This window comes from Pseudomonas sp. TUM22785 (assembly GCF_028198105.1).
In the GTDB taxonomy this organism is placed as follows: Bacteria; Pseudomonadota; Gammaproteobacteria; order Pseudomonadales; family Pseudomonadaceae; genus Metapseudomonas; species Metapseudomonas solani.
Genome location: NZ_CP116239.1, coordinates 6,418,640 through 6,441,361, shown reverse-complemented (window position 1 = coordinate 6,441,361; position 22,722 = coordinate 6,418,640). Strand labels below are relative to the sequence as shown.

The window sequence follows — 22,722 nt, the reverse complement described above, 5'->3', positions numbered from 1 at the left end:
ATGGCTGGTAAGAAAAAAACCACGAAAGAAACCAACTCCTGGATCGGCGAGATCGAGAAATACTCGCGCCAGATCTGGCTGGCTGGCTTGGGGGCCTACTCGAAGGTCAGCAACGACGGCACCAAGCTGTTCGATACGCTGGTCAAGGATGGTGAGAAGGCTGAAAAACAGGCCAAGACCGAAGTCGACAAGCAGGTCGATGCGGTCAAGTCCCGGGTTGGTTCCCGCGTCGGCTCCGCCAAGTCCAAGGTCGATGAGGTCAAGGACAAGGCGATCGGCAAATGGGGCGAGCTGGAAGAGGCTTTCGACAAGCGCCTGAACAGTGCCATCTCCCGTCTCGGCGTTCCTAGCCGCAACGAGGTGAAGGACCTGAACAGCAAGGTCGACAGCCTGACCCGGCAGATCGAGAAGCTGACCGGCGTCTCCGCCAAGTCGGTCAAGCCGGCTGCCAAGCCCGCTCCCAAAGCTGCCGCTAAACCGGCCGCCAAGGTCGCTGCCAAACCTGCTGCCAAGACCGCTGCGGCGAAACCCGCTGCCAAGCCCGCCGCTAAACCGGCTGCGAAGCCGGCCGCCAAGGCTGCAGCCAAACCCGCTGCGAAGACCGCTGCGGCGAAACCGGCTGCCAAACCGGCCGCCAAGCCTGCGGCGAAACCTGCCGCCAAGGCAGCAGCCAAGCCTGCGGCGAAGCCGGCAGCGGCCAAACCCGCAGCCGCTGCCAAGCCTGCAACTGCGGCAAAACCGGCTGCCAAGCCGGCGGCGAAGCCCGCTGCCAAACCTGCTGCGAAGAAGCCTGCGGTGAAGAAAGCCGCTGCGCCGAAACCGGCAGCTGCCAAGCCGGCGACCCCGGCCGCAACCCCGGCTCCGGCCGCTGCACCGAGCGCTCCCGCCGCCACTCCGGCGCCGTCCGCTCCGGCCAGCACGCCAAGCCAGTCCTGATCGTCAGGGACCACAGACGCCCGGCCTCGCGCCGGGCGTTTGCGTTTCAGGCTTCCAGATAACGCCGGGCCATGCGCTCGGCGGCCTGGCGCGAGTCGTCCTGCAGGTGCGGAGCCACCAGCATCATGATCTGGTAGACCACCAGGCGTACTTCGCCGTCGTTGCCGAGGATGCGCTGGTAGTCGAGGGAGAACAGCAGGGTGAGGGTGATCTGCTCCACCAGTTGGCCGAGGGATTCGGTGTCGCTGACCAACTGCTCCCGTGCCTTGAGCCGCGCCAGCAGCGAGGCCAGGGTGCGCTTCAGTGCGTTGAGCCAGGCGCGCATGCCACGGGCCAGCTTGGGCAGGCGCCCGGCGAGGTTGGAGAGGTCCTGGAAGAGGAAGCGGTACTGCGCCAGGCGCTCGACGATCAGGTGCAGGAACAGCCAGTAGTCCTCGACACCCAGCTCCACGTCCTCGGGCGGGTCGAGCAGCGGCGCGAGCTCGTCCTGGAAGCGCTCCAGCAGCGCCATCACCAGCGGTTCCTTGCCATGGAAGTGGTAGTAGAGGTTGCCCGGGCTGATGCCCAGTTCGGTGGCGATCTCAAGGGTGGTGACGTTGGGTTCGCCTTCGCTGTTGAACAGCATCAGGGCGCATTCGAGTATCCGGTCTCGGGTCTTCATCCAGTCTTCTTGTCGTCGTTGCATGCGGTCGGCCGGGTGTTCCCCGGCCGGCCGAACGTCTTCAGCGCACGTGCACGTAGGTGCCGGGTGCCGCCTCCATGGGTGGGTGGGCCTGGTTGCCGAGGGTGACCAGGGTTTCGCGCTGCTCCCCCGAGCGCGCCTGGATCCAGCTCAGCCACTCCGGCCACCAGCTGCCCTGCACGTTCTTCGCGTCGTAGTACCAGGCGCGATGGTCCGAGCTGAGCTTGCCGTTTTCCAGGTAGTTGGCCTTGGGGTTGCCCGGTGGGTTGAGGATGCTCTGGATGTGCCCGCTGTTGGACAGCACGAAGCGGCTCTCGCCACCCAGCAGCCGGGCCGAGCGATAGACAGCGTCCCAGGGGGTGATGTGGTCGTTGATGCCGGCCACGCTGAAGCTGTCCACCGTGACCTTCTGCAGGTCGATCGGGGTGCCGCAAATTTCCAGCGCGCCGCCCCGGGTCAGCGGGTTGTGCTTGAAGAAGTCCAGCAGGTCGCCGTGGAAGGCGGCGGGCAGGCGGGTGTTGTCGTTGTTCCAGTAGAGGATGTCGAAGGCTGGCGGCTGGCGGCCCAGCAGGTAGTTGTTGACGAAGTAGTTCCACACCAGGTCGTTGGGGCGCATCCAGGCGAAGATCTTCGCCATATCGCGGCCGTCCAGGACACCGTGCTGGTAGGAGCGGCGCTTCGCCGCCTCCAGGGTCTGCTCGTCGGCGAACAGCGCGGCAGGGCTTTCGACCTGGCTGTCCAGCAGGCTGACCAGGTAGCTGGCGCTGCTGACCTTGCGCAGCTGGCGCTTGGCTTGGAGGTGGCCCTGCAGGGCGGCGATGGTCAGGCCGCCGGCGCAGGCGCCCATCAGGTTGACGTCCTTGCTGCCGGTGATGGCGCGGGCCACGTCGACCGCCTGCTCCAGCGCCTGCACATAGGTGGACAGGCCCCATTCGCGGTGGCGCGCGTCGGGGTTGCGCCAGCTGACGATGAGCACCTGCAGCCCGTTTTTCAGCGCGTACTGGACGAAGCTCTTCTCCGGCGAGAGGTCGAAGATGTAGAACTTGTTGATTTGCGGCGGGACGATCAGCAGGGGCTTGAGGTACTGCTTCTCGCTCATCGGCTTGTACTGGATCAGTTCCAGCAGCTCGTTGCGATAGACCACCGACCCGGGCGTGGTGGCCAGGTTGCGGCCGATCTCGAAGGAGTGCTTGCTGACCTGGCGCGGCATGGCGTTGTTGTTCAGCACATCGTCCAACAGGTGGCGCGCGCCATTGAGCAGGCTGAGGCCGCCGGTGTTGAACAGCTCCTTCACCGCGAGGGGGTTGAGCAGGCTGTTGGAGGGCGCCATGGCGTCGCTGACCAGGGCCAGGACGAAGCGGGCGCGGGCGCGGTCATCGTCGGTGAGGTCGCTGTCCTCGACCCAGGCATAGAGTTGTTTCTGCCAGGCCAGGTAGGCCTGCAAGCCGCGACGGTAGAACGGGTTGTGGCTCCAGGAGGGATCGGCGAAGCGCGCATCCTGCGGGTTGGGCTTGTGCGGGGTGTCGCCCATCAATACGCGGCCCAGCTGGCCGCCGAAGGCGAGGACGTGGCGGGCGCTGTGCACGGGGTGCTTCAAGCCCTGCAGGGCGAGGGTGCGGACGGTGGAGGCCAGGTCCTTGCCTCGCAAGCCGACGATCGCGCTCTGCGCGTTCATGTAGTTAGCGGGGACCGGCAAGGCTCCCGACACCTGTTTCTCTCGCATGGGGGCAACGCTCCGTAATCAATCCGTCGTCAAGGAGGTTTAGGCAAGGCTCGTACCACTGAGCGCAATAGGTGCATTCCAGACTACTGCGCGGGAAATTCAAGTTCGTTACAGCGGGCGTTTTGCCGCGCGAATGCGGTGCTGCCGCCCCATCATGGAGCGGAGGCACCGCCGCCTGCGGGCTTCAGGGATTGCGCAGTTGCATCGGCTGCGGGTGGATTACCGCGCGCTGACGCTCCTGGGCGAGGAACTTCATGATGATCGGCGCCACCGTTTCCGCTCGGGTCACGAGGAACAGGTGACCGTCGTCGATGACATGGAGTTCCGAGTTGGGGATGCGCCAGGCGAGCATGCGCATGTTCACCAGCGGAATGATCGGGTCGTCGTCGCCGGCCAGTACCAGGGTGGGTTGGCGGATGCGGTGCAGCCAGTGGATGCTGGTCCAGCCGAGGCCGGCGAACAGCTGCCAGTAGTAGCCGAGCTTGCCGGAGGAGCGCACCTTGCTGGCGTGGGCCATGGCCAGGGTCGGGTCGCGGCGGAAGGCGCCACCGTAGATGTCCGGGGCGATGTGCACGCCGTAGGACGGCTGGATGTAGCGCCTCGGGCTGGCCATGCGCCAGAGCACCTTGGGCTTGCCGGGCACCATGATCGCGCCGGCCGAGGTGGCGGCGAGGATCAGCTTCTTGCAGCGCTCGGGGTAGTCGTGGGCGAACTGCTGCGCCAGGGCGCCACCCCAGGACACGCCTATGGCGTTGACCTGGCCGTAGTTCAGGTAGTCGAGCATGCGGGCGGCGAGCTTGGCCAGGCCGGGGAAGCGGTAGGGCTTGCTCGGCGTGGAGGAACCGCCGACACCGGGAACGTCGAAGGCGATCACCTCCTGGTCCGGGTCCAGCGCCTGGACGAAGGGGAACACCAGCTCGAGGTTGGCACCGATGCCGTTGAAGATCAGCAGCGGCGTCAGGTGGTCCTTGCCGGGCCTGACGGCGGTGCGGATGGTCTGGCCATCGAGGTCGATGGTGCGGAAGACAAAAGGTTGCGGCATGCGCGGGCCCCTATGGATTGAAACGACGGGAGGCACCCGCGAGGGGCCTCCCTGTAGCGCCAGGCCGAGCCTGGTTCAGGCCGCCGCCGGTATTGGCGGTGGGCCTGGTTGGCACGTCCGGGTGCCGGGGCAGCAATGCGCAATGCGCGCGATCAACGTTCGTGGACATAGGTCCCTGGCGAAGCCTCGCCGGCCGGGTAGGCCTTGTTGCCGAGGGTGAAGCTGGCTTTCTTGGTCTTGCCCGAGCGCTCGGCCAGCCAGGCCTGCCAGTACAGCCACCAGGAGTCGGCGTGCTTGGTGGCGCTCTCCAGCCAGGCCTTCGGATCGGCAGGCATCTCGCTGTTGGTGGAGAAGCGCGCCTTGGGGTTGCCCGGAGGATTGAGGATGCTCTGGATGTGCCCGCTGTTGGACAGTACGAACTCGCACTTGCCCCCCAGCAGCAGCGCCGAGCGATAGCAGGCCTCCCACGGGGTGATGTGGTCGGTGGTGCCGGCCAGGCAGAAGAAGTCGCAGGTAACCTTCTTCAGGTCGATCGGGGTGCCGCAGACCTCCAGCCCGTCGGGACGGGTCAGCGGGTTGGTCTTGAACATCTCCACCAGTTCGCCGTGGAAGGCGGCGGGCAGGCGCGTGGTGTCGTTGTTCCAGTAGAGGATGTCGAACACCGGCGGCTCGTTGCCGAGCAGGTAGTTGTTCACCCAGTAGTTCCAGATCAGGTCGTTGGGGCGCATCCAGGCGAAGACCTTGGCCATGTCCTTGCCTTCCAGCACACCGGATTGGTACGAGCGGCGCTTGGCGGCTTCCAGGGTGGTTTCGTCGGCGAACAGCGCGACCTGGGTGTCCAGGTTGAAGTCGAGCACGCTGACCAACTGGGTGAAGGCATTCACCTTGTGCTCGCCGATCGCCTGGTAGTGGCCCAGCAGGGCGACGGTGGTGATGCCGCCGGAGCAGGCACCGAGCATGTTGAGGTCCTTGGCGCCGGTGATCTTCAGCACCACCTCGATGGTTTCCTTGAGCGCCTCGATGTAGGTCGACAGGCCCCATTCACGCTGGGCCTTGGTGGGGTTGCGCCAGCTGACGATGAAGGTCTGGATGCCATTGCGCAGGTTGAAGCGCGCCAGGCTCTTCTCCTGGGACAGGTCGAAGACGTAGAACTTGTTGATCTGCGGCGGCACCACCAGCAGCGGCCGTTCGTACACCTGCTCGGTGATGGGCTTGTACTGGATCAGCTCCAGCACGTCATTGCGGAAGACCACGGCGCCTTCGGTGGTGGCGAGGTTCTTGCCGACCTCGAAGGCGTCCATGTTGACCTGGCTGGGCATGCCGCCGTTGTTGACCAGGTCCTTGGCCAGGTGCGAGAGGCCGTCGAGCAGGCTCTTGCCGCCGGTTTCGAAGAAGCGCTTCACCGCCGCCGGGTTGGCCATGGTGTTGGTGGGGGCCATGGCTTCGGTCATCAGGTTGATCACGAAGTGGCCGCGGCTGGTATCGGACGACGACAGGTCGCTGTGCTCGATCCACTGGTGCAGTTCCTTGCGCCAGGCGAGGTAGGTCTGCAGGTAGCGTTTGTAGAGGGGGTTCTGGCTCCAGGCCGGGTCCGCGAAGCGGCGGTCGTCGGCTTCCGGCTGCAGGGCCGAGGAGCCGAGCAGGACGTTTTTAAGCTCGACCCCGAAATGGGCGACGTGCTTGGCACTGTGGAAGGGCTGCTTGATGGCCTGCAGCATGACCATGCGCGCGGAGGTCAGCAGATCCTTGCCGCGGATGCCGATCACCGGGTTCAGCCCGAGGGTATTCTCAGAGGCTTGGCGCTGCAGGTCTTCATTGTTCTTGTTGCTCATCTACGACGCTCCATTGTCCAGAGGCGGATACCGGGTGACTGCTGTACGGGACAGTTAAGCGTGCCTGGTACTGCTCGGGTTACCGGGGGTGCGAAGAGAACTTCGCCGATTTCTATGAACCTGTGGTTGCCAAATGCATGGAACCTGCCAGTTCTTGGTTACCCGAGTTTGTGGATTTGCGCAAGCTGGCCCTGGGTCGGGCGCGCGCCGGGGAGTATGTCGCGAGCTTCTAGAAAATGCGCTCTAACCTAGTGCGGCATGGCCAGAAAGGGGCTGGCGGGTGCACTGCGTCAGAGCATCAGGCGGACGACGCTTTCGTCGGGATCGCGGGAGCGGCCGGCGGCGGAAAGCTGCTGCAGGTAATCCTCCCAGAGGGCGTCCTGGCGGACGGCGAGCTCGTGGAGGTAGTCCCAGGTGAACAGGCCGCTGTCGTGGCCGTCGTCGAAGGTCAGTTTCAGGGCATAGTTGCCCGCCGGTTCGACGCCGACGAGCGCGACCCGCGCCTTGCCGTACTGCAGGATCGGCTTGCCGTGGCCCTGCACCTCGGCCGAGGGCGAATGCACCCGCAGGAACTCCGCCGGCAGGCTGTAGCTCACCTCGCCGTAACCCAGCACCAGGGTGCGGGAGGCTTTATGCAGTTGGATCGACGTTGGCAGGCGCATGGGTGTTAGTCCGGGTGTCAGCAGTGCTTGAAGCTTGAAGCTTGAAGCTTGAAGCGGGAAGGGCTCCTTCTTCAGGCTTCCCGCTTCAGGCTTTGAACTTTAGAGAATATACCGCGACAGGTCTTCGTCCTTGGCCAGCTCGCCGAGGTGGCTGTTGACGTAGGCGGCGTCGATCAGGATCGGCTTCTCGTCGTGCTGGGCGGCCAGGTCGCCGGCGCTGAAGGAGACTTCCTCCAGCAGGCGCTCCAGCAGCGTGTGCAGGCGACGGGCACCGATGTTCTCGGTCTTCTCGTTCACCTGCCAGGCGATCTCAGCCAGGCGCTTGATTCCTTCCGGTGCGAACTCGATGTTCAGGCCTTCGGTCTTCAGCAGGGCGCTGTATTGCTCGGTGAGCGAGGCGTGCGGTTCGGTGAGGATGCGCTCGAAGTCTTCGGGCGACAGGGCCTTGAGCTCCACGCGGATCGGCAGACGGCCCTGCAGCTCCGGCACCAGGTCGCTGGGCTTGGACAGGTGGAAGGCGCCCGAGGCGATGAACAGGATGTGGTCGGTCTTGACCATGCCCAGCTTGGTGTTGACGGTGCAGCCCTCGATCAGCGGCAGCAGGTCGCGCTGCACGCCCTCGCGGGAGACATCGGCGCCGCCGACGTTGCCGCGCTTGGCGACCTTGTCGATCTCGTCGATGAAGACGATGCCGTTCTGCTCCACCGCCTCCAGGGCGCGGGCCTTGAGTTCCTCTTCGTTGACCAGGCGCGCGGCTTCCTCGTCGCGCACCAGCTTCAGCGCTTCCTTGACCTTGAGCTTGCGGCTCTTGCGCTTGCCCTTGCCCATGTTGGAGAACAGGTTCTGCAACTGGCTGGTCATCTCCTCCATGCCGGGCGGGGCCATGATTTCGACGCCGGCCGGGCTTTCGGCCACTTCGATGTCGATCTCCTTGTCGTCCAGCTGGCCTTCACGCAGGCGCTTGCGGAACAGCTGGCGGGTGTTGGAATCCTCGCGGGCGGGCTCGTCACCGAAGCCGCTGCGGGCCGGCGGCAGCAGGGCGTCGAGGATGCGATCCTCGGCGGCGTCCTCGGCGCGGAAGCGCACCTTGTGCATTTCCTGCTCGCGCATCATCTTCACGGCGGCGTCGGCCAGGTCGCGGATGATCGATTCGACGTCACGGCCCACGTAGCCCACTTCGGTGAACTTGGTGGCTTCGACCTTGAGGAAGGGCGCGTTGGCCAGCTTGGCCAGGCGACGGGCGATCTCGGTCTTGCCGACGCCGGTCGGGCCGATCATAAGGATGTTCTTCGGCGTCACCTCGGCGCGCAGCTCGACCGGCAGCTGCATGCGCCGCCAGCGGTTGCGCAGGGCGATGGCCACGGCGCGCTTGGCGTCGTCCTGGCCGATGATGTGGCGGTTGAGTTCGTGGACGATCTCGCGGGGGGTCATGGACATGTACGGAAGCTCCGGTCTGGACGGCCTTACTCGGCGGCGTCCAGTTCCTCGATGGTGAGGTTCTGGTTGGTGAACACGCAGATGGAGCCGGCGATGTTCAGGGCGGTCTCGGTGATCTCGCGGGCGGACAGCTCGGTGCGCTGCAGCAGCGCGGTGGCCGCGGCCTGGGCGAAGCCGCCGCCGGAGCCCATGGCGATCAGGCCGTGCTCGGGTTCGACCACGTCGCCGTTGCCGGTGATGATCAGCGAGGCGTCCTTGTTGGCCACGGCGAGCATGGCTTCCAGGCGGCTGAGGGAGCGGTCGGTGCGCCAGTCCTTGGCCAGCTCGACGGCGGCGCGGACCAGGTGGCCCTGGTGTTTCTCCAGTTGGCCTTCGAAGCGTTCGAACAGGGTGAAGGCGTCGGCGGTGGCACCGGCGAAGCCGGCCAGCACCTGGCCGTGGTAGAGACGGCGGACCTTCTTGGCGTTGCCCTTCATCACGGTGTTGCCGAGGGAAACCTGGCCGTCGCCGCCCATGACGACTTTGCCGTTGCGGCGGACTGAAACGATTGTGGTCAAGGGGAGAGTCTCCACGCAGCGGGGCGAATTGCCCGAATGGAAACCCAGATGGGGGAGGCGGCGCGGCTTTTCAACCGCGCGCCTGCGAATAGCCGATCAGCGTGCCTGTCGTTGTTGCAACAGGAGATTACCGAAGCCGCTGCCAGCCAGCTGTTTCTGTGCGCCCGCCAGCTGCTCACGGGTGGCGAAGGGGCCGACCAGCACCCGGTACCAGGTTTCCTCGCGCACGGTGCCGGATTCCACCTGGACGTTCTGCCCCAGGAGGATGATCTGCGCACGTACGCGGTCGGCGTCGTCCTTCTTGCGGAAGGAGCCGGCCTGGAGGAAGAACTGGGTGACCGGCGCCTTGGCCACGGTGGGCGGAGGCGGCGGCACCTGCCCGGCCAGGGCGGCTTCGGCGCGGGCGGCGTCGATCTTCGCGGCTTCCTCGGGCGTCACCGGCTGGGTGGGCGTGGTCGGTGGCGTGTCCTTGGGCATGGCGTCCGGCGGCACTATGACTTCGGATTCCGGCAGCAGCGTGTAGAAGTCGTATTTGGGCTTGGTCGGTTCCGGCGTCGCCTGGGGCTGCTGCTGGCCACCCGCTTGCGGGCGCGGCGTCGGCTTGCCGTTCGCCGCCTGCTGCTGCTCGGGCTTGGTGCGACGGATGTCGTCGCGACCGGGCTCGAGCTTCATCAGCATGACCACGAAGCCGCCGATGACCAGGCCCATCGCCAGCCAGACCCAGCCCGGCACCGGCTTCTTCGGCGGTGCCTGGTAGCGGCTGGCCCCGCGCTTGGGTGCTGCTTTCTTCTTCGCCATAGTCCGTTACATGCGTTCCAGGGGTTGCAGGCCGAGCAGCTCCAGGCCCTGTTTGAGGGTGCGGCCGGTCAGCGCGGCGAGGCGCAGGCGGCTTTGCTGGGTGGCTGCTTCCTCGGCGGCGAGGATCGGGCAGTTCTCGTAGAAGCTGGAGAACAGGCCGGCCAGGTCGTAGAGGTAGGTGCAGAGGATGTGCGGCACACCCTTGGCGGCGACGTTGTTGAGGGTGTCGGCGAATTGCGCCAGCTTGCCGGCCAGGGCTTGCTCCTGTTCGGCGGCGAGGATGATCTGCCCGCCGATCTCGTCGATGCCCTTGCCCAGCTTGCGGAACACGCTGGCGGTACGGGTGTAGGCGTAGAGCAGGTAGGGCGCGGTGTTGCCCTCGAAGCTCAGCATCTGCTCGAAGTTGAAGCTGTAGTCGCTGGTGCGGTGCTTGGAGAGGTCGGCGTACTTCACGGCGCCGATGCCGACGGCGCAGCCGATCTGGCGCAGCTCGGCCTCGTTCAGCTCCGGGTTCTTTTCCTTGACCAGGGCGTAGGCGCGCTCTTCGGCTTCGTTGAGCAGGTCGATCAGCTTCACGGTGCCGCCGTCGCGGGTCTTGAAGGGCTTGCCGTCGGCGCCGTTCATGGTGCCGAAGCCCATGTGTTCCATTTCGAAGTCGGGGCGCACGAAGCCGGCCAGGCGCGCGGCGGCGAAGACCATCTGGAAGTGCAGGGCCTGGCGCTGGTCGACGAAGTACAGGGCGCGGTCGGCCTTGAGCACGCCGCTGCGGTAGCGGGTGGCGGCCAGGTCGGTGGTGGCGTAGAGGTAACCGCCGCCGGCTTTCTGCACGATCAGCGGCAGCGGGTCGCCTTCGGCGTTCTTGAACTCGTCCATGAACACGCAGAGGGCGCCGTCGCTCTCGGTGAGCAGGCCTTTGGCGCGCAGGTCGGCGACCACATTGGCCAGGTCGTCGTTGTAGGCGCTCTCGCCCTTGACGTCGGCCATGGTGAGCTTCACGCCCAGGCGGTCGTAGACGGCCTGGCAGTGGCTCAGGGAAATGTCGTTGAAGCGGTTCCACAGGCGCAGGCACTCGTCGTCGCCGGCCTGCAGCTTGACCACCAGCTCGCGGGCGCGATCGGCGAATTCGCTGGATTCATCGAAACGCTTCTTGGCGGCGCGGTAGAAGCCTTCCAGGTCGGCCAGTTCGGCGTCGCTGCCCACCGGCTGTTCCTGCATGAAGGCCAGCAGCATGCCGAACTGGGTGCCCCAGTCGCCCACGTGGTTCTGGCGGATCACCTCGTCGCCGAGGAACTCCAGTACGCGCGCCACGCCGTCACCGATGATGGTGGAACGCAGGTGGCCGACGTGCATCTCCTTGGCCAGGTTCGGCGCGGAGAGGTCGACGACCACGCGCTGGGCCGGGCCGGCCTTGCGCACATTCAGGTGGGCATCGGCCAGGGCGGCGTCCAGGCGCTGGGCCAGGGCCTGGGTGTTCTGGAAGAAGTTGAGGAAGCCGGGGCCGGCGATCTCCACCTTGCTCACCTGGTCGTCCTGGGGCAGGGCGGCGATGAGTTTTTCGGCCAGGTCGCGCGGCTTCAGGCCGGCCGGCTTGGCCAGCATCATGGCGATGTTGCTGGCGAAGTCGCCGTGGGTCCTGTCCTTGGTGTTTTCCACCTGGATGGCCGGGCTGAGGCCCTCGGGCAGCACGCCTTCGCTGGCGAGACGGGTCAGGGCTTGCTGGATCAGCTGGCGAATGGTGTCTTTCATGTTCTGCTCTCGGCCGGGGTACGGCGGCGCCTGGGCGCTGGTTGAAAACTGGGCATTATCGGTGCGCGGAGCCCGCAGCTTCAAGCGGCAAGCGCCAAGCCGCATGTGGGAAGCCCTTGGCGGCGGCCCTGGAACGCGACCTGCCGCTAGAAAAGATCGATCGGGTCGATATCCAGTGACCAGCGCACGCTGCGCCCGCCAGGCAACTGCTCCAGGGCCAGGCTCCAGGGCGTCAGCAGGCGGTGCAGGGTGGCGCGGGCATTGGCCTGGACCAGCAACTGCGCACGGTGCTTGCCGGCACGGCGCTCCATGGGGGCGGGCACCGGGCCGAGCAACTCGATGCCGGACAGACCCTGTTCGGCGAGCAAATGTTCCGCTTCGGCGCAGGCGGCATCGAGAAATTCCTCGGCCTGCCCGGGTTTGTGCGCTTCGGCACGCAGCAGTGCCAGGTGGGCGAAGGGCGGCAGGCCGGCGGCGCGACGCTCGGACAGGGCCTGCTCGGCGAAGGCGAAGTAGCCCTCCTCGGTGAGTTGCACCAGCAGCGGGTGGTCGGCGAGGTGGGTCTGGATGATCACCCGGCCCGGCTCTTCCGCACGCCCGGCACGGCCGGCCACCTGGACGATGAGCTGGGCCATGCGCTCGCTGGCGCGGAAGTCGGCGGAGAACAGCCCGCCGTCGGCATCGAGGATCGCGACCAGGGTGACGCGAGGGAAGTGGTGCCCCTTGGCGAGCATCTGGGTGCCCACGAGGATGCAGGGCTCGCCCTTGTTGATGGTGGCGAAGAGCTTGTTCATGGCGTCCTTGCGCGCGGTGCTGTCGCGGTCGATGCGCAGCACGGGGACGTTCGGGAAGAGGATGTTCAGGCGCTCTTCCGCCCGCTCGGTGCCGGCGCCGACGGGGCGCAGGTCGACCTTGGCGCAGTCCGGGCAGGCGCGGGGCTGGCGCTGGGTGTGGCCGCAGTGGTGGCAGCGCAGTTCGCCGGAGCGCTGGTGCAGGGTCATCCGGGCATCGCAACGCGGGCATTGGCTGATCCAGCCGCAGTCATGGCACAGCAGGGTCGGGGCGAAGCCGCGGCGGTTGAGGAACACCAGCACCTGCTGGCCGGCTTTGAGGGTCTGCTCGATGGCTTGTTGCAGCGGCCCGGAGAGGCCCGAGTCCAGCGGCCGGCTCTTGATGTCCAGGCGCAGGAAGCGTGGCTGGCGGGCGCCGCCGGCGCGCTGGGTCAGGCGCAGCAGGCCGTAGCGGCCGGCGTGGGCGTTCTGCAGGCTTTCCAGAGAGGGCGTGGCGGAGCCGAGAAGGATGGGGATGTTGTCCTGGCGTGCGCGTACCAGGGCCAGGTCGCGGGCGTGGTAGCGCAGGCCTTCCTGTTGCTTGTAGGAGGTGTCGTGCTCCTCGTCGATGATGATCAGGCCGGGGTTCTTCATCGGCGTGAACAGTGCCGAGCGGGTGCCGATGATGATGTCGGCCTCGCCGTCGCGGGCCGCCAGCCAGGCATCGAGGCGCTCGCGGTCGTTGACCGCCGAATGCAGCAGGGCGATGCGTGCGTTGAAGCGGCGGGAGAAACGCTCCAGCGTTTGCGGGCCGAGGTTGATCTCGGGGATCAGCACCAGTGCCTGCTTGCCGGCAGCGAGGGTTTCCCGGATCAATTGCAGGTAGACCTCGGTCTTGCCGCTGCCGGTGACGCCGGCGAGGAGAAAGGCGTTGAACTGGCCGAACGTGGAATACACGGCGTCGTAGGCGGCGCGTTGTTCGGCGTTGAGCGGCAGCTCGGCCTGGGCCAGCCAGTGCTCGTGGCGCGGCGCGGCGGTGCTGCGGCGTGTCTCGATGTAGACCAGGCCCTTTTCCTGCAGCAGGTCGAGGCTGTCCTTGTTCAGTTGCAATTGGCCGAGCAACTGGTGGGCGACGCCGTGGGGGTGCTGGGCGAGGGTGGTCAATGCCTGTCGCTGGCGCGGTGCGCGGGCCAGGCGCGGGTCGTCGGCGCGGGCGCCTTCGCTGACATGCCAGAAGCGCTCCTGGCGCGCTTCGGCCGGCTCGCCCTGGCGCAGCAGCACGGGCAGGGCCCAGCTGAGGGTGTCGCCGAGGCTGTGCTGGTAGTACTGGGCGGTCCACAGGCAGAGCTTGAACAGCTCGGCGGGCAGCGGCGGTTTCTGGTCGAGCAGTTCCAGGGCCGGGCGCAGTTTGTCTTCGGGGACATCGCTGTGCTCGGCCACTTCCACCAGGACGCCGATTACCTCGCGACGGCCGAAGGGCACGCGCAGGCGCACGCCGGGCTGCAACTGCCGGGCCGATACGCCAGCGGGCGCGCGGTAGTCGAACAGGCGGCGCAGGGGCGAGGGCAGGGCAAGGCGCAGGATGGCGTTGGGCACGGGGGTCTCCGAATGGGCGCGGCGATCCTAGCACGGCCGCACGTCGCCAGGCGTGGCGGCCGACTTGCGTGATGGCGAAGCTCTGGTATCATCTCGCGCCTGTTTCCGTGCGGTGCTCGACATAGGGTCGGGTGGCGGCACGCCAGACCTGAGGATCAAGCCATGAAACCGGAAATCCATCCCGAATACGTAGCGATCGAAGCTACCTGCAGCTGCGGTAACGTCATCAAGACCCGCTCTACCCTGGGCAAGAACATCAGCCTCGACGTTTGCTCCGAGTGCCACCCGTTCTACACCGGTAAGCAGAAAGTCCTGGACACCGGCGGCCGTATCGATCGCTTCAAGCAGCGTTTCGGTGTATTCGGCGCCAAATAAGCGACCGAATAGCCGGGAAGGCTTCGATGAAGCCTTCCAGCTGTACAGAGAAAGGCGCCCGATGGGCGCCTTTTTCGTTTCCGGTGTTCGCCCGCCCCTGCGCAAGGGCGGTGATTGACCGGCCCCCGGCTGCAGCGTAAAAACCGCATAGCCCCGCAGGACGCAGTGGTTGCGCGAGCGGTCGCCGAGGTGATCCATGCCCGCTTTGCCTATTCTGCTGCTCTGTCTACTGCTCTCCCTCCTCACCGGCTGCGCCGTCAACCCGGCCACCGGCGAGCGCAACTTCGTGATGATGAGCGAAAGACAGGAACTCGACCTCGGCAGTCGCTACAACCAGCAGATCCAGAAGGAATACCCGCGCTACGCCGATGATCGGCTGCAGGCTTATGTGCAGCGGGTGGGCGAGCGCGTGGCGAAGCACAGCCATCGCGCCAACCTCAATTACATCTTCACCGTGGTCGACTCGCCGGACATCAACGCCTTCGCCCTGCCGGGCGGCTACATCTATATACATCGCGGCCTGATGGCCTACCTGAACTCCGAGGCGGAGCTGGCGGCGGTGCTGGCCCACGAGGTGGGCCACGTGACGGCGCGCCACAGCGTGCAGCAGCAGAGCCAGTCCCAGGCCTGGAACATCCTTGGCCAGGCGGTGGCCATCGGCACCGGCGTCAGTGCGGCGGGCGACCTGACCAATGTGCTGGGCGGCGCGATGGTCCGGGGGTACGGCCGTGACATGGAGTTGCAGGCTGATGGCCTTGGCGCCCAGTACCTGGCCCGTAGCGGCTACGACCCCCAGGCGATGATCGAGGTGGTCAAGGTGCTGAAGAATCAGGAGGCGTTCGCCCGCGACGAGGCCAAGCGCAAGGGGCAGGAAGTACCCGAGTCGGGCAGCTACCACGGCGTTTTCGACACCCACCCGGATAACGACACGCGCCTGCAGCAGGTGGTCGGGCCGGCTCGCGCCCTGGCCGGTGGGCAGCAGGAGGTGAACCGTGATGCCTACCTGAAGGCCATCGAGGGCTTGCCCTTCGGTGACTCCGCCGAGTCGGGCATCCAGCGCGGGCAGCAGTTCTATCACGTCGGCCTGGATTTCGCGCTGCGCTACCCGGATGGCTGGGGGCTGATCAACAGGTCCGATGCGCTGATCGGTCACACCGCCGACCAGCAGGCCTTCATCGCCATGCAGTTGGCGGAGCGCACCCCGGGGCTGACGCCTGCGGAGTTGCTGCACAAACGCGGGGGCCGCCAGCGCCTGGTGATGGAGGAGACGTTCAGCAAGGATGGCGTGATAGGCGTGACGGCGGTGATTCCCGGCGATTCCGCCCGACGTGTGGCTGTCGTCTTCAAAGGGGATCAGGCGTATCTCTTTATCGCTGGGATGAGAGGAAGGGCCTCCCTGGAAACGGAGGATGCGAACTTCCTTTCCGTCATCCACAGCTTCCGCTCGCTCAAGCCCGAAGAGAAGAACCTGGCCCAGCCCCTGCGGCTGCATCTGGTGCAGGTGAAGGCCGGTGAAACCATCAGGAGCATGGCTCGCGGCGCTGGTTTGCCGGGGGATCCCGTCGAGCTGGAAAATCGTATCCGATTGATGAATAATTTGTATCCAATCGGCGAGCCGAAAGCCGGGGATTGGCTTAAAGTCGTACGTTAGAGGGCTTGACGCAGCGTGACTGAACAGTCTTGTCGCCCCCCGGTATCTTGCGTATCCTCGCCCGTCCGTCTGTCACAACAGTAAAAGCGGAATGCCAAAATGTCTGATCTGAAAACTGCCGCTCTCGAGTACCACGCCCAGCCCCGTCCCGGGAAACTCAGCGTCGAGCTGACCAAGCCGACCGCCACCGCCCGCGACCTGTCGCTGGCCTACAGCCCGGGTGTGGCCGAGCCCGTCCGCGAGATCGCCCGCGATCCGGAGCTGGCCTTTAAGTACACCGGCAAGGGCAACCTGGTGGCAGTGATCTCCGACGGCACCGCGATCCTCGGTCTGGGTAACCTCGGCCCGCTGGCCTCCAAGCCGGTCATGGAAGGTAAAGGCGTGCTGTTCAAGCGCTTCGCCGGTGTCGATGTGTTCGACATCGAAGTCGACGCCGAGAGCCCCCAGGCCTTCATCGACACCGTCAAGCGCATCTCCATCACCTTCGGCGGCATCAACCTCGAAGACATCAAGGCCCCCGAGTGCTTCGAGATCGAGCGCACCCTGATCGAGCAGTGCGACATCCCGGTCTTCCACGATGACCAGCACGGCACCGCGATCGTGACCGCTGCCGGCATGCTCAACGCTCTGGAAATCGCCGGCAAGAGCCTGCCGGAAGCCAAGATCGTCTGCCTCGGCGCGGGCGCTGCAGCCATCTCCTGCATGAAGCTGCTGGTGAGCATGGGTGCCAAGGTCGAAAACATCTTCATGATCGACCGCAAGGGCGTGATCCATGCCAGCCGCGACGATCTGAACCAGTACAAGGCGGTCTTCGCCCATGAAACACCCAAGCGCACCCTCTCGGACGCGCTGGAAGGTGCGGATGTGTTCGTCGGCCTGTCGGGTGCCAACCTGCTGAGCGCCGAAGACCTCAAGCGCATGGCGCCGAACCCGATCGTCTTCGCCTGCTCCAACCCGGATCCGGAGATCCAGCCGGAGCTGGCCCACGCGACCCGTAACGATGTGATCATGGCGACCGGTCGTTCCGACTACCCGAACCAGGTCAACAACGTGTTGGGCTTCCCCTTCATCTTCCGTGGTGCCCTGGACGTTCGCGCCACCCGCATCAACGAAGAGATGAAGATCGCCGCCGCACTGGCCCTGCGTGACCTGGCCAAGCTGCCGGTGCCCAAGGATGTGTGTGATGCCTACGGCGTGGACTCCCTGGAGTTCGGCCGTGAGTACATCATTCCGAAGCCCATGGACAAGCGCCTGATCACCATCGTTTCCGATGCCGTGGCCAAGGCTGCCATCGAGTCCGGCGTGGCGACCCTGCCCTACCCGAAACACTATCCGCTGAAGTCGGTGGATGACGTGTTCAACGGTTGATCCGTCAGTCGATGAAAAAACCCGCCTCACGGCGGGTTTTTTATTGGCTGCTATTTCTCTGGGGTGAAGCAAAAAGCCCGTCATGGAGGCGGGCTTTTGGTTGGCACCCGTGATCAGAACAGATCGATGGGTGCTGCTTCGTCTGCGGGCAGTGGGCTGCCCGGGGCGCTCATGCCTGGGTCGAACTCGCTCATCGGCGGCGGTGAGTCCTCGCTCTTGAACAGTTCGAAGAAGGCGTTGGGTGCACCTGGCGCGGCGGCGCGGCCGCTCAGGGGGTCGATGCGCAGGGTGAGTATGCCTTCGGGCTCGGGCAGCACGTGCTCCGGTTTGTCCTTCAGGGCCGCGCTCATGTAGGTCATCCAGATGGGCAGGGCGACGGTGCCGCCGTACTCGTGGCGACCGAGGCTTTCCGGCTGGTCAAAGCCGACCCAGACGGTGGTGACGTAATCGGCGTTGTAGCCGGAGAACCAGCTGTCCTTGGATTCGTTGGTGGTGCCGGTCTTGCCGGCTATGTCGCCACGACCCATGGACAGTGCGCGTCTGCCGGTGCCGCGCTTGATCACGTCCTGCAGCATGCTGTTGAGGATGTAGGTGGTACGCGCGTCGACGATGCGCTCGGCTACCGCCGGCTCCTGATGCTCGACGCTCGGCAGGCGGCTATCCGGTGCGGCGACCGTCTGGGCGACCTCGGTGTCCGGCGCGTCGTCTTTCGGCACGGAAGGCGGGTTGGCGGTGAAGATCACCTTGCCGTCGCGGCTTTCGATGCGATCGATCAGGTAGGGCTGGATCTTGTAACCGCCGTTGGCGAAGGTGCTCCAGCCGCTGGCGATCTCCATGGGCGTCAACGTGGCGGTGCCCAGGGCCAGGGACAGGTTGCGGGGCAGTTCCTGTTTGTTGAAGCCGAAGCGGCTGATGTAGTTCAGCGCGTATTCGATGCCCACGGCCTGCAACAGGCGGATCGATACCAGATTGCGTGACTTGTAGAGCGCCTCGCGCAGGCGGATCGGGCCGAGGAAGGTGTTGTTGTCGTTCTTCGGGCGCCAGACCTTGTCCAGGTACTCGTCGACGAAGACGATGGGGGCGTCGTTGACCAGGCTGGCGGCGGTGAAGCCGTTGTCCAGGGCGGCGCTGTAGAGGAACGGCTTGAAGCTCGAGCCGGGCTGGCGCTTGGCCTGGACCGCGCGGTTGTAGTTGCTCTGCTCGAAGGAGAAGCCACCGACCAGGGAGCGGATTGCGCCGTTCTGCGGATCCAGGGATACCAGTGCGCTTTGAGCTGCCGGCTGCTGGACGAAAAGCAGGTTGCCATCGGCCTGGCGCTGGACGCGGATCAGGTCACCGACCTGGGCGACATCGGCCGGTTGCTGGGGGCGTGGGCCGAGGCTGTTGGTGTTGAGGAAGGGGCGGGCCCATTTCATGCTGTCCCAGCCGACGGTTTCTTCCTTGCCGCCACGGGTGAGCACGAGGAGGCCGCTTTTCTCCACCTGGGTGACGATCGCCGGCTCCAGGCCGCCAATGGTTCGCTGCTTGGCCAGTTCCTGTGTCCAGCTTTCGCGGGTCATGCCGGGGAAGCGTGATTCCGGGCCACGATAGCCGTGGCGCTGGTCGTATTCCATCAGCCCGCCGCGCAGTGCGTTGTTGGCCGCTTCCTGCAGGTCGCTCGGCACTGTGGTGGTGACGCGGAAGCCTTCGGTATAAGCCTCGCTGCCGAAGCGGCCGACCATCTCGGCGCGGGCCATTTCGGCAACATAGGGCGCGTTCACTTCCGGCGTCGGTACGTGGTAGCTGGCGTCGATCGGCTCTGCTATCGCCTGGTCGTAGCGTGCCTGGTCGATGCGGCCGAGCTTGAGCATGCGGCCAAGGATCCAGTCGCGGCGCTCCTTGCTGCGTGCAGGGTTGACGAGCGGGTTGAAGCGCGAGGGGGCCTTGGGCAGGCCGGCGATCATCGCCATCTGCGCCAGGCTGACATCACGGATCGATTTGCCGTAGTACACCTGGGCGGCAGCTTCGATACCGTAGGCGCGGTTGCCGAGGTAGATCTTGTTTACGTAGAGCTCGAGGATTTCATCCTTGCTGAGCTCCCGTTCTATCTGCAGGGCGAGAAGTATTTCATTGATCTTTCTGGAGAAACTTCTCTCGCTGGTGAGGAAATAGTTCTTCGCCACCTGCATGGTGATGGTGCTGCCGCCGCTCTGGATATGACCACTTTTCAATAATTGCGTGGCAGCGCGCACCAGACTGGTGAGGTCGACGCCATAATGGTTGGCGAAGTTGTCATCCTCGGCAGCCAACAATGCCTGGATGAATTCCGGTGGTATGTCCGCGAAGCGGATGGGCGCACGGCGCATCTCGCCGAATTCGGCGATCAGCTTGCCGTCGCTGCTGTACACGCGCAGCGGGATCTGCAGCTGGATGCTGCGTAGGGAATCGACAGAAGGAAGAGTCGGGCTAAGGTAGAGGTAAGCGCCGCTGAAACTGAGCAACAGCCCACAAAAAACGGCGACGCAGGACCACCAGAAAAACTTCAGCAGGCGTATCAAGGCTCTTGGATTTCCAGATAAAAGAATGAGTTAAGCGGAAGCAGATCTTAAAAGGGAAAAACTGTTCACATTATAAGCGTTTTTTTTCCTGGGTCGCCATTTGCGCTTCTGTCAAGACTGTTATTTAATGTGGAAAAACATAAATCGTCCGTAAGTCTCGGATGCTGATAGGAAATCGGTCGTGCTAGGGCTCTTCAACAAGAAAGCGAATACGCTGCTGGGGATCGACATAAGCTCGACCTCAGTCAAGCTCCTTGAATTGAGTCGCTCGGGAAGCCGCTACAAGGTAGAGGCCTACGCCGTCGAGCCGCTCCCACCGAATGCTGTGGTCGAAAAGAACATCGCCGAACTGGAGGGGGTCGGCCAGGCGTTGTCTCGCGTTCTGAGCAAAGCGAAAGCCAGCTCAAAATCCGTGGCGGTTGCCGTCGCGGGCTCCGCTGTGATCACCAAGACCATCGAGATGGATGCCGGTCTTTCCGACGACGAGTTGGAAAACCAGCTGAAGATCGAGGCGGACCAGTACATCCCTTACCCGCTCGAAGAAGTCGCCATCGACTTCGAGGTGCAGGGTGTGTCTTCGCGCAACTCCGAGCGGGTTGATGTGCTGCTTGCGGCATGTCGCAAGGAGAACGTCGAGGTCCGTGAGGCGGCGCTGGCACTGGCAGGTCTGACCGCCAAGGTCGTCGATGTCGAAGCCTATGCGCTGGAACGTGCCTATGGGCTGCTCGCTGCGCAGCTGGGCAGTGGCCATGACGAGCTGACTGTCGCGGTAGTGGATATCGGCGCGACCATGACGACGCTGAGCGTTCTGCACAATGGGCGGACCATCTACAGCCGCGAGCAGCTTTTTGGCGGGCGTCAGCTCACCGAGGAGATTCAGCGACGCTATGGCCTGTCCGTGGAAGAAGCCGGTCTTGCCAAGAAGCAGGGCGGTCTTCCGGATGACTACGACAGCGAAGTGTTGCAGCCGTTCAAGGACGCTGTGGTCCAGCAAGTGTCTCGTTCGCTGCAGTTCTTCTTCGCTGCGGGCCAGTTCAACGATGTTGACTACATCCTCCTGGCGGGTGGCACGGCGTCCATTCCTGATCTGGATCGACTGATCCAGCAGAAGATCGGCACTCCTACCCAGGTTGCCAACCCCTTCGCGGAGATGGCGCTGAGTGGCAAGGTCAATGCGGGCGCATTGGCCAGTGATGCCCCGGCGCTGATGATTGCCTGCGGACTGGCGATGAGGAGTTTCGACTGATGGCGCGCATCAACCTACTCCCCTGGCGGGAGCAGCTGCGCGAGGAACGCAAGCAGCGATTCCTCGTGGCCCTTGCGGGTGTGCTGGTGATCTCGGCCGGCCTGGTTTTCCTCGGCGATCAGTACCTGAACGGCGAGATCGAGAACCAGCAGGCGCGTAACGAGTTCGTGCGCAAGGAAATTGCGGTGCTGGACACTCGGATCAAAGAGATCAGCGAGCTCAAGACGCGTCGCCAGCAACTGCTCGAGCGGATGAAGATCATTCAGGACCTGCAGGGCAACCGCCCCATCATTGGTCGCGTTTTCGACCAGTTGGTGCGCACGTTGCCGGATGGGGTCTTCTTCACGAACGTAGCGATGAAAGGGCAAAGCATCGCCATCGTTGGCGCTGCCGAGTCCAACAACAGGGTTTCCAACCTGATGCGTAATCTCGATGCCTCCGAATGGTTGACTGCTCCGAACCTTACCGAGGTTAAGGCGATTACTGCCGGCGCGGTCGACCAGGCAAATGTCTTCCAGTTGACCGTGCAGCAGACCCAGCCTGCTGCCGACGCAGAAGGAGCCAAGAAATGAGCTTGGCTGATTCGCTCGAAAGTCTCCGCAAGGTCGATTTGAATGACCTCGACTTCAACAACGTTGGCTCCTGGCCGGCGGCGGTAAAAGTAATCGCCTGCGTCCTGCTGGTCGCAGCTGTCCTTGCACTGGGTTACAACTTCCATCTCAAGGATCTGGAACTTCAGCTCGATCAACAGCGCGCCGAAGAAGAAACGCTCAAGCAGCAGTTCACGACAAAGGCTTTCCAGGCGGCCAACCTCGAAGCCTATAAAGATCAAATGAAGGAAATGGAAACTTCCTTTGGTGCCCTTCTTCGGCAACTGCCCAGCGATACCGAAGTTCCCGGCTTGCTGGAGGACATCACTCGCACTGGTCTTGGTAGCGGGTTGGAGTTCGAGGAGATCAAGCTCCTGCCGGAAGCTGCCCAGCAGTTCTATATCGAGCTGCCAATCCAGATATCGGTCGTGGGGACGTACCACGACCTGGCCACCTTTGTGAGCGGAGTTGCCAGCCTTCCCCGCATCGTGACGCTGCATGATTTCAGCATTGCTCCTGCCTATGATGGAAGCACCACGCAGTTGCGCATGAGTATCCTGGCCAAGACCTATCGCTATAACGACAAGGGGCTGCAGAAATGATTACCAGCACCCGTCTTATTCTTTCTGGTCTGCTGTTGGTTAGTCTTTCCGGCTGCGGCAATGGTGGTGATTTTGCTGATCTTCAAGCCTACATGGATGAGGTTCGTGCTCGTCCGAAGGGGTCGATCGAGCCTCTCCCGAAATTCCAGCCCTATGAGGCATTTACATACAGCGCTGCAGCCTTGCGTAGCCCTTTCCAGCCACCGGTCAAGATCGATCTTGCGAACAAGATAAAGGGCAGCAAGGATGTGCACCCGGATGAAACTCGGGTCAAGCAATTCCTTGAAGGCTTCAATATCGAAGCATTCGAGATGGTGGGCACGCTTTCCAATGAGGGAGGTATGTTCGCGCTTGTTCGGGGTGCGGGTGGGGTGCACCGAATAAGGGTTGGCGATTTCCTGGGCCGCAATGATGGCAAAGTCATCGCTATCAATGAATCCAAGATTGACGTCGTCGAGATAGTCCCGGACGGAGAGGGCGGCTGGCTGGAGCGCCCGCGCAGTCTCACGCTCAAGGAACGCTCTTAAGGGCGGGGTGACTTATGAACAACAAACACCGGTCTGCACAACGGA

At 64.3% G+C, this 22,722-nt stretch carries 18 protein-coding genes and 1 pseudogene; 8 read left to right on the top strand and 11 right to left on the bottom strand.

Annotated elements, in window-relative coordinates; genetic code table 11:
• Positions 1–946, top strand: a pseudogene (locus PI990_RS29240) (phasin family protein); the annotation flags it as partial.
• A 36-nt stretch (positions 947–982) separates the two neighbouring features.
• Here PI990_RS29240 and PI990_RS29235 read toward each other — a convergent pair.
• From PI990_RS29235 to PI990_RS29190, 10 genes are all read right to left on the bottom strand, one after another.
• Positions 983–1,597, bottom strand: a complete 615-nt coding sequence (locus PI990_RS29235) for a TetR/AcrR family transcriptional regulator (RefSeq protein WP_184489693.1) — start codon at positions 1,595–1,597, stop codon at positions 983–985.
• A gap of 61 nt (positions 1,598–1,658) precedes the next feature.
• Positions 1,659–3,341: a class II poly(R)-hydroxyalkanoic acid synthase gene (phaC, locus tag PI990_RS29230; protein ID WP_271659261.1), complete on the bottom strand. Its 1,683-nt coding sequence runs from the start codon at positions 3,339–3,341 to the stop codon at positions 1,659–1,661.
• A gap of 184 nt (positions 3,342–3,525) precedes the next feature.
• Positions 3,526–4,383 (bottom strand): poly(3-hydroxyalkanoate) depolymerase, encoded by an 858-nt coding sequence (phaZ, locus tag PI990_RS29225; RefSeq protein WP_021221356.1) that lies wholly within the window; start codon positions 4,381–4,383, stop codon positions 3,526–3,528.
• A gap of 152 nt (positions 4,384–4,535) precedes the next feature.
• Positions 4,536–6,215, bottom strand: a complete 1,680-nt coding sequence (gene phaC / locus PI990_RS29220; protein WP_271659260.1) for a class II poly(R)-hydroxyalkanoic acid synthase — start codon at positions 6,213–6,215, stop codon at positions 4,536–4,538.
• 290 nt (positions 6,216–6,505) lie between these two features.
• Positions 6,506–6,877, bottom strand: a complete 372-nt coding sequence (locus PI990_RS29215) for a DUF971 domain-containing protein (RefSeq protein ID WP_271659259.1) — start codon at positions 6,875–6,877, stop codon at positions 6,506–6,508.
• A 99-nt stretch (positions 6,878–6,976) separates the two neighbouring features.
• Positions 6,977–8,314, bottom strand: a complete 1,338-nt coding sequence (hslU, locus tag PI990_RS29210; protein WP_021221353.1) for an ATP-dependent protease ATPase subunit HslU — start codon at positions 8,312–8,314, stop codon at positions 6,977–6,979.
• 26 nt (positions 8,315–8,340) lie between these two features.
• Positions 8,341–8,871: an ATP-dependent protease subunit HslV gene (gene hslV, locus PI990_RS29205; protein WP_031288432.1), complete on the bottom strand. Its 531-nt coding sequence runs from the start codon at positions 8,869–8,871 to the stop codon at positions 8,341–8,343.
• 96 nt (positions 8,872–8,967) lie between these two features.
• The gene (locus PI990_RS29200; RefSeq protein ID WP_263400903.1) at positions 8,968–9,669 is read right to left on the bottom strand and encodes an SPOR domain-containing protein; all 702 of its coding nucleotides are present in this window, start codon (positions 9,667–9,669) and stop codon (positions 8,968–8,970) included.
• 6 nt (positions 9,670–9,675) lie between these two features.
• Positions 9,676–11,415 (bottom strand): arginine--tRNA ligase, encoded by a 1,740-nt coding sequence (gene argS / locus PI990_RS29195; RefSeq protein ID WP_271659258.1) that lies wholly within the window; start codon positions 11,413–11,415, stop codon positions 9,676–9,678.
• A gap of 146 nt (positions 11,416–11,561) precedes the next feature.
• Positions 11,562–13,781 (bottom strand): primosomal protein N', encoded by a 2,220-nt coding sequence (locus PI990_RS29190; protein ID WP_271659257.1) that lies wholly within the window; start codon positions 13,779–13,781, stop codon positions 11,562–11,564.
• Between the two features lie 162 nt (positions 13,782–13,943).
• Between PI990_RS29190 and rpmE the strand changes: the two genes are divergently transcribed.
• The 3 genes from rpmE (at position 13,944) to PI990_RS29175 (ending at position 17,175) form a co-directional block, all read left to right on the top strand.
• Entirely contained in the window at positions 13,944–14,156 is a 213-nt protein-coding gene (gene rpmE / locus PI990_RS29185; protein ID WP_003453200.1) for a 50S ribosomal protein L31, read from the top strand.
• 196 nt (positions 14,157–14,352) lie between these two features.
• Positions 14,353–15,807, top strand: coding sequence for a M48 family metalloprotease (locus PI990_RS29180; RefSeq protein ID WP_271659256.1), 1,455 nt, complete (start codon positions 14,353–14,355; stop codon positions 15,805–15,807).
• Positions 15,808–15,906: 99 nt separating this feature from the next.
• Positions 15,907–17,175, top strand: coding sequence for a malic enzyme-like NAD(P)-binding protein (locus tag PI990_RS29175; protein WP_271659255.1), 1,269 nt, complete (start codon positions 15,907–15,909; stop codon positions 17,173–17,175).
• Positions 17,176–17,288: 113 nt separating this feature from the next.
• Here PI990_RS29175 and PI990_RS29170 read toward each other — a convergent pair whose 3' ends face one another.
• Entirely contained in the window at positions 17,289–19,709 is a 2,421-nt protein-coding gene (locus tag PI990_RS29170) for a penicillin-binding protein 1A (protein ID WP_271661372.1), read from the bottom strand.
• 184 nt (positions 19,710–19,893) lie between these two features.
• On the opposite strand from PI990_RS29170, the gene PI990_RS29165 reads away from it, so the two are divergent.
• The 4 genes from PI990_RS29165 to pilP are packed head-to-tail and all read left to right on the top strand — an operon-like array spanning position 19,894 to position 22,677.
• The gene (locus tag PI990_RS29165) at positions 19,894–20,958 is read left to right on the top strand and encodes a pilus assembly protein PilM (RefSeq protein ID WP_021221345.1); all 1,065 of its coding nucleotides are present in this window, start codon (positions 19,894–19,896) and stop codon (positions 20,956–20,958) included.
• Positions 20,958–21,530, top strand: coding sequence for a PilN domain-containing protein (locus tag PI990_RS29160; protein ID WP_271659254.1), 573 nt, complete (start codon positions 20,958–20,960; stop codon positions 21,528–21,530). The genes PI990_RS29165 and PI990_RS29160 overlap by 1 nt, the downstream gene beginning before the upstream one ends.
• Positions 21,527–22,150 (top strand): type 4a pilus biogenesis protein PilO, encoded by a 624-nt coding sequence (gene pilO / locus PI990_RS29155; RefSeq protein WP_271659253.1) that lies wholly within the window; start codon positions 21,527–21,529, stop codon positions 22,148–22,150. The genes PI990_RS29160 and pilO overlap by 4 nt, the downstream gene beginning before the upstream one ends.
• A complete protein-coding gene (gene pilP / locus PI990_RS29150; RefSeq protein ID WP_271659252.1) occupies positions 22,147–22,677 on the top strand; it encodes a type 4a pilus biogenesis lipoprotein PilP in 531 nt (176 codons plus the stop codon). The genes pilO and pilP overlap by 4 nt, the downstream gene beginning before the upstream one ends.
• Positions 22,678–22,722: the final 45 nt, after the last annotated feature.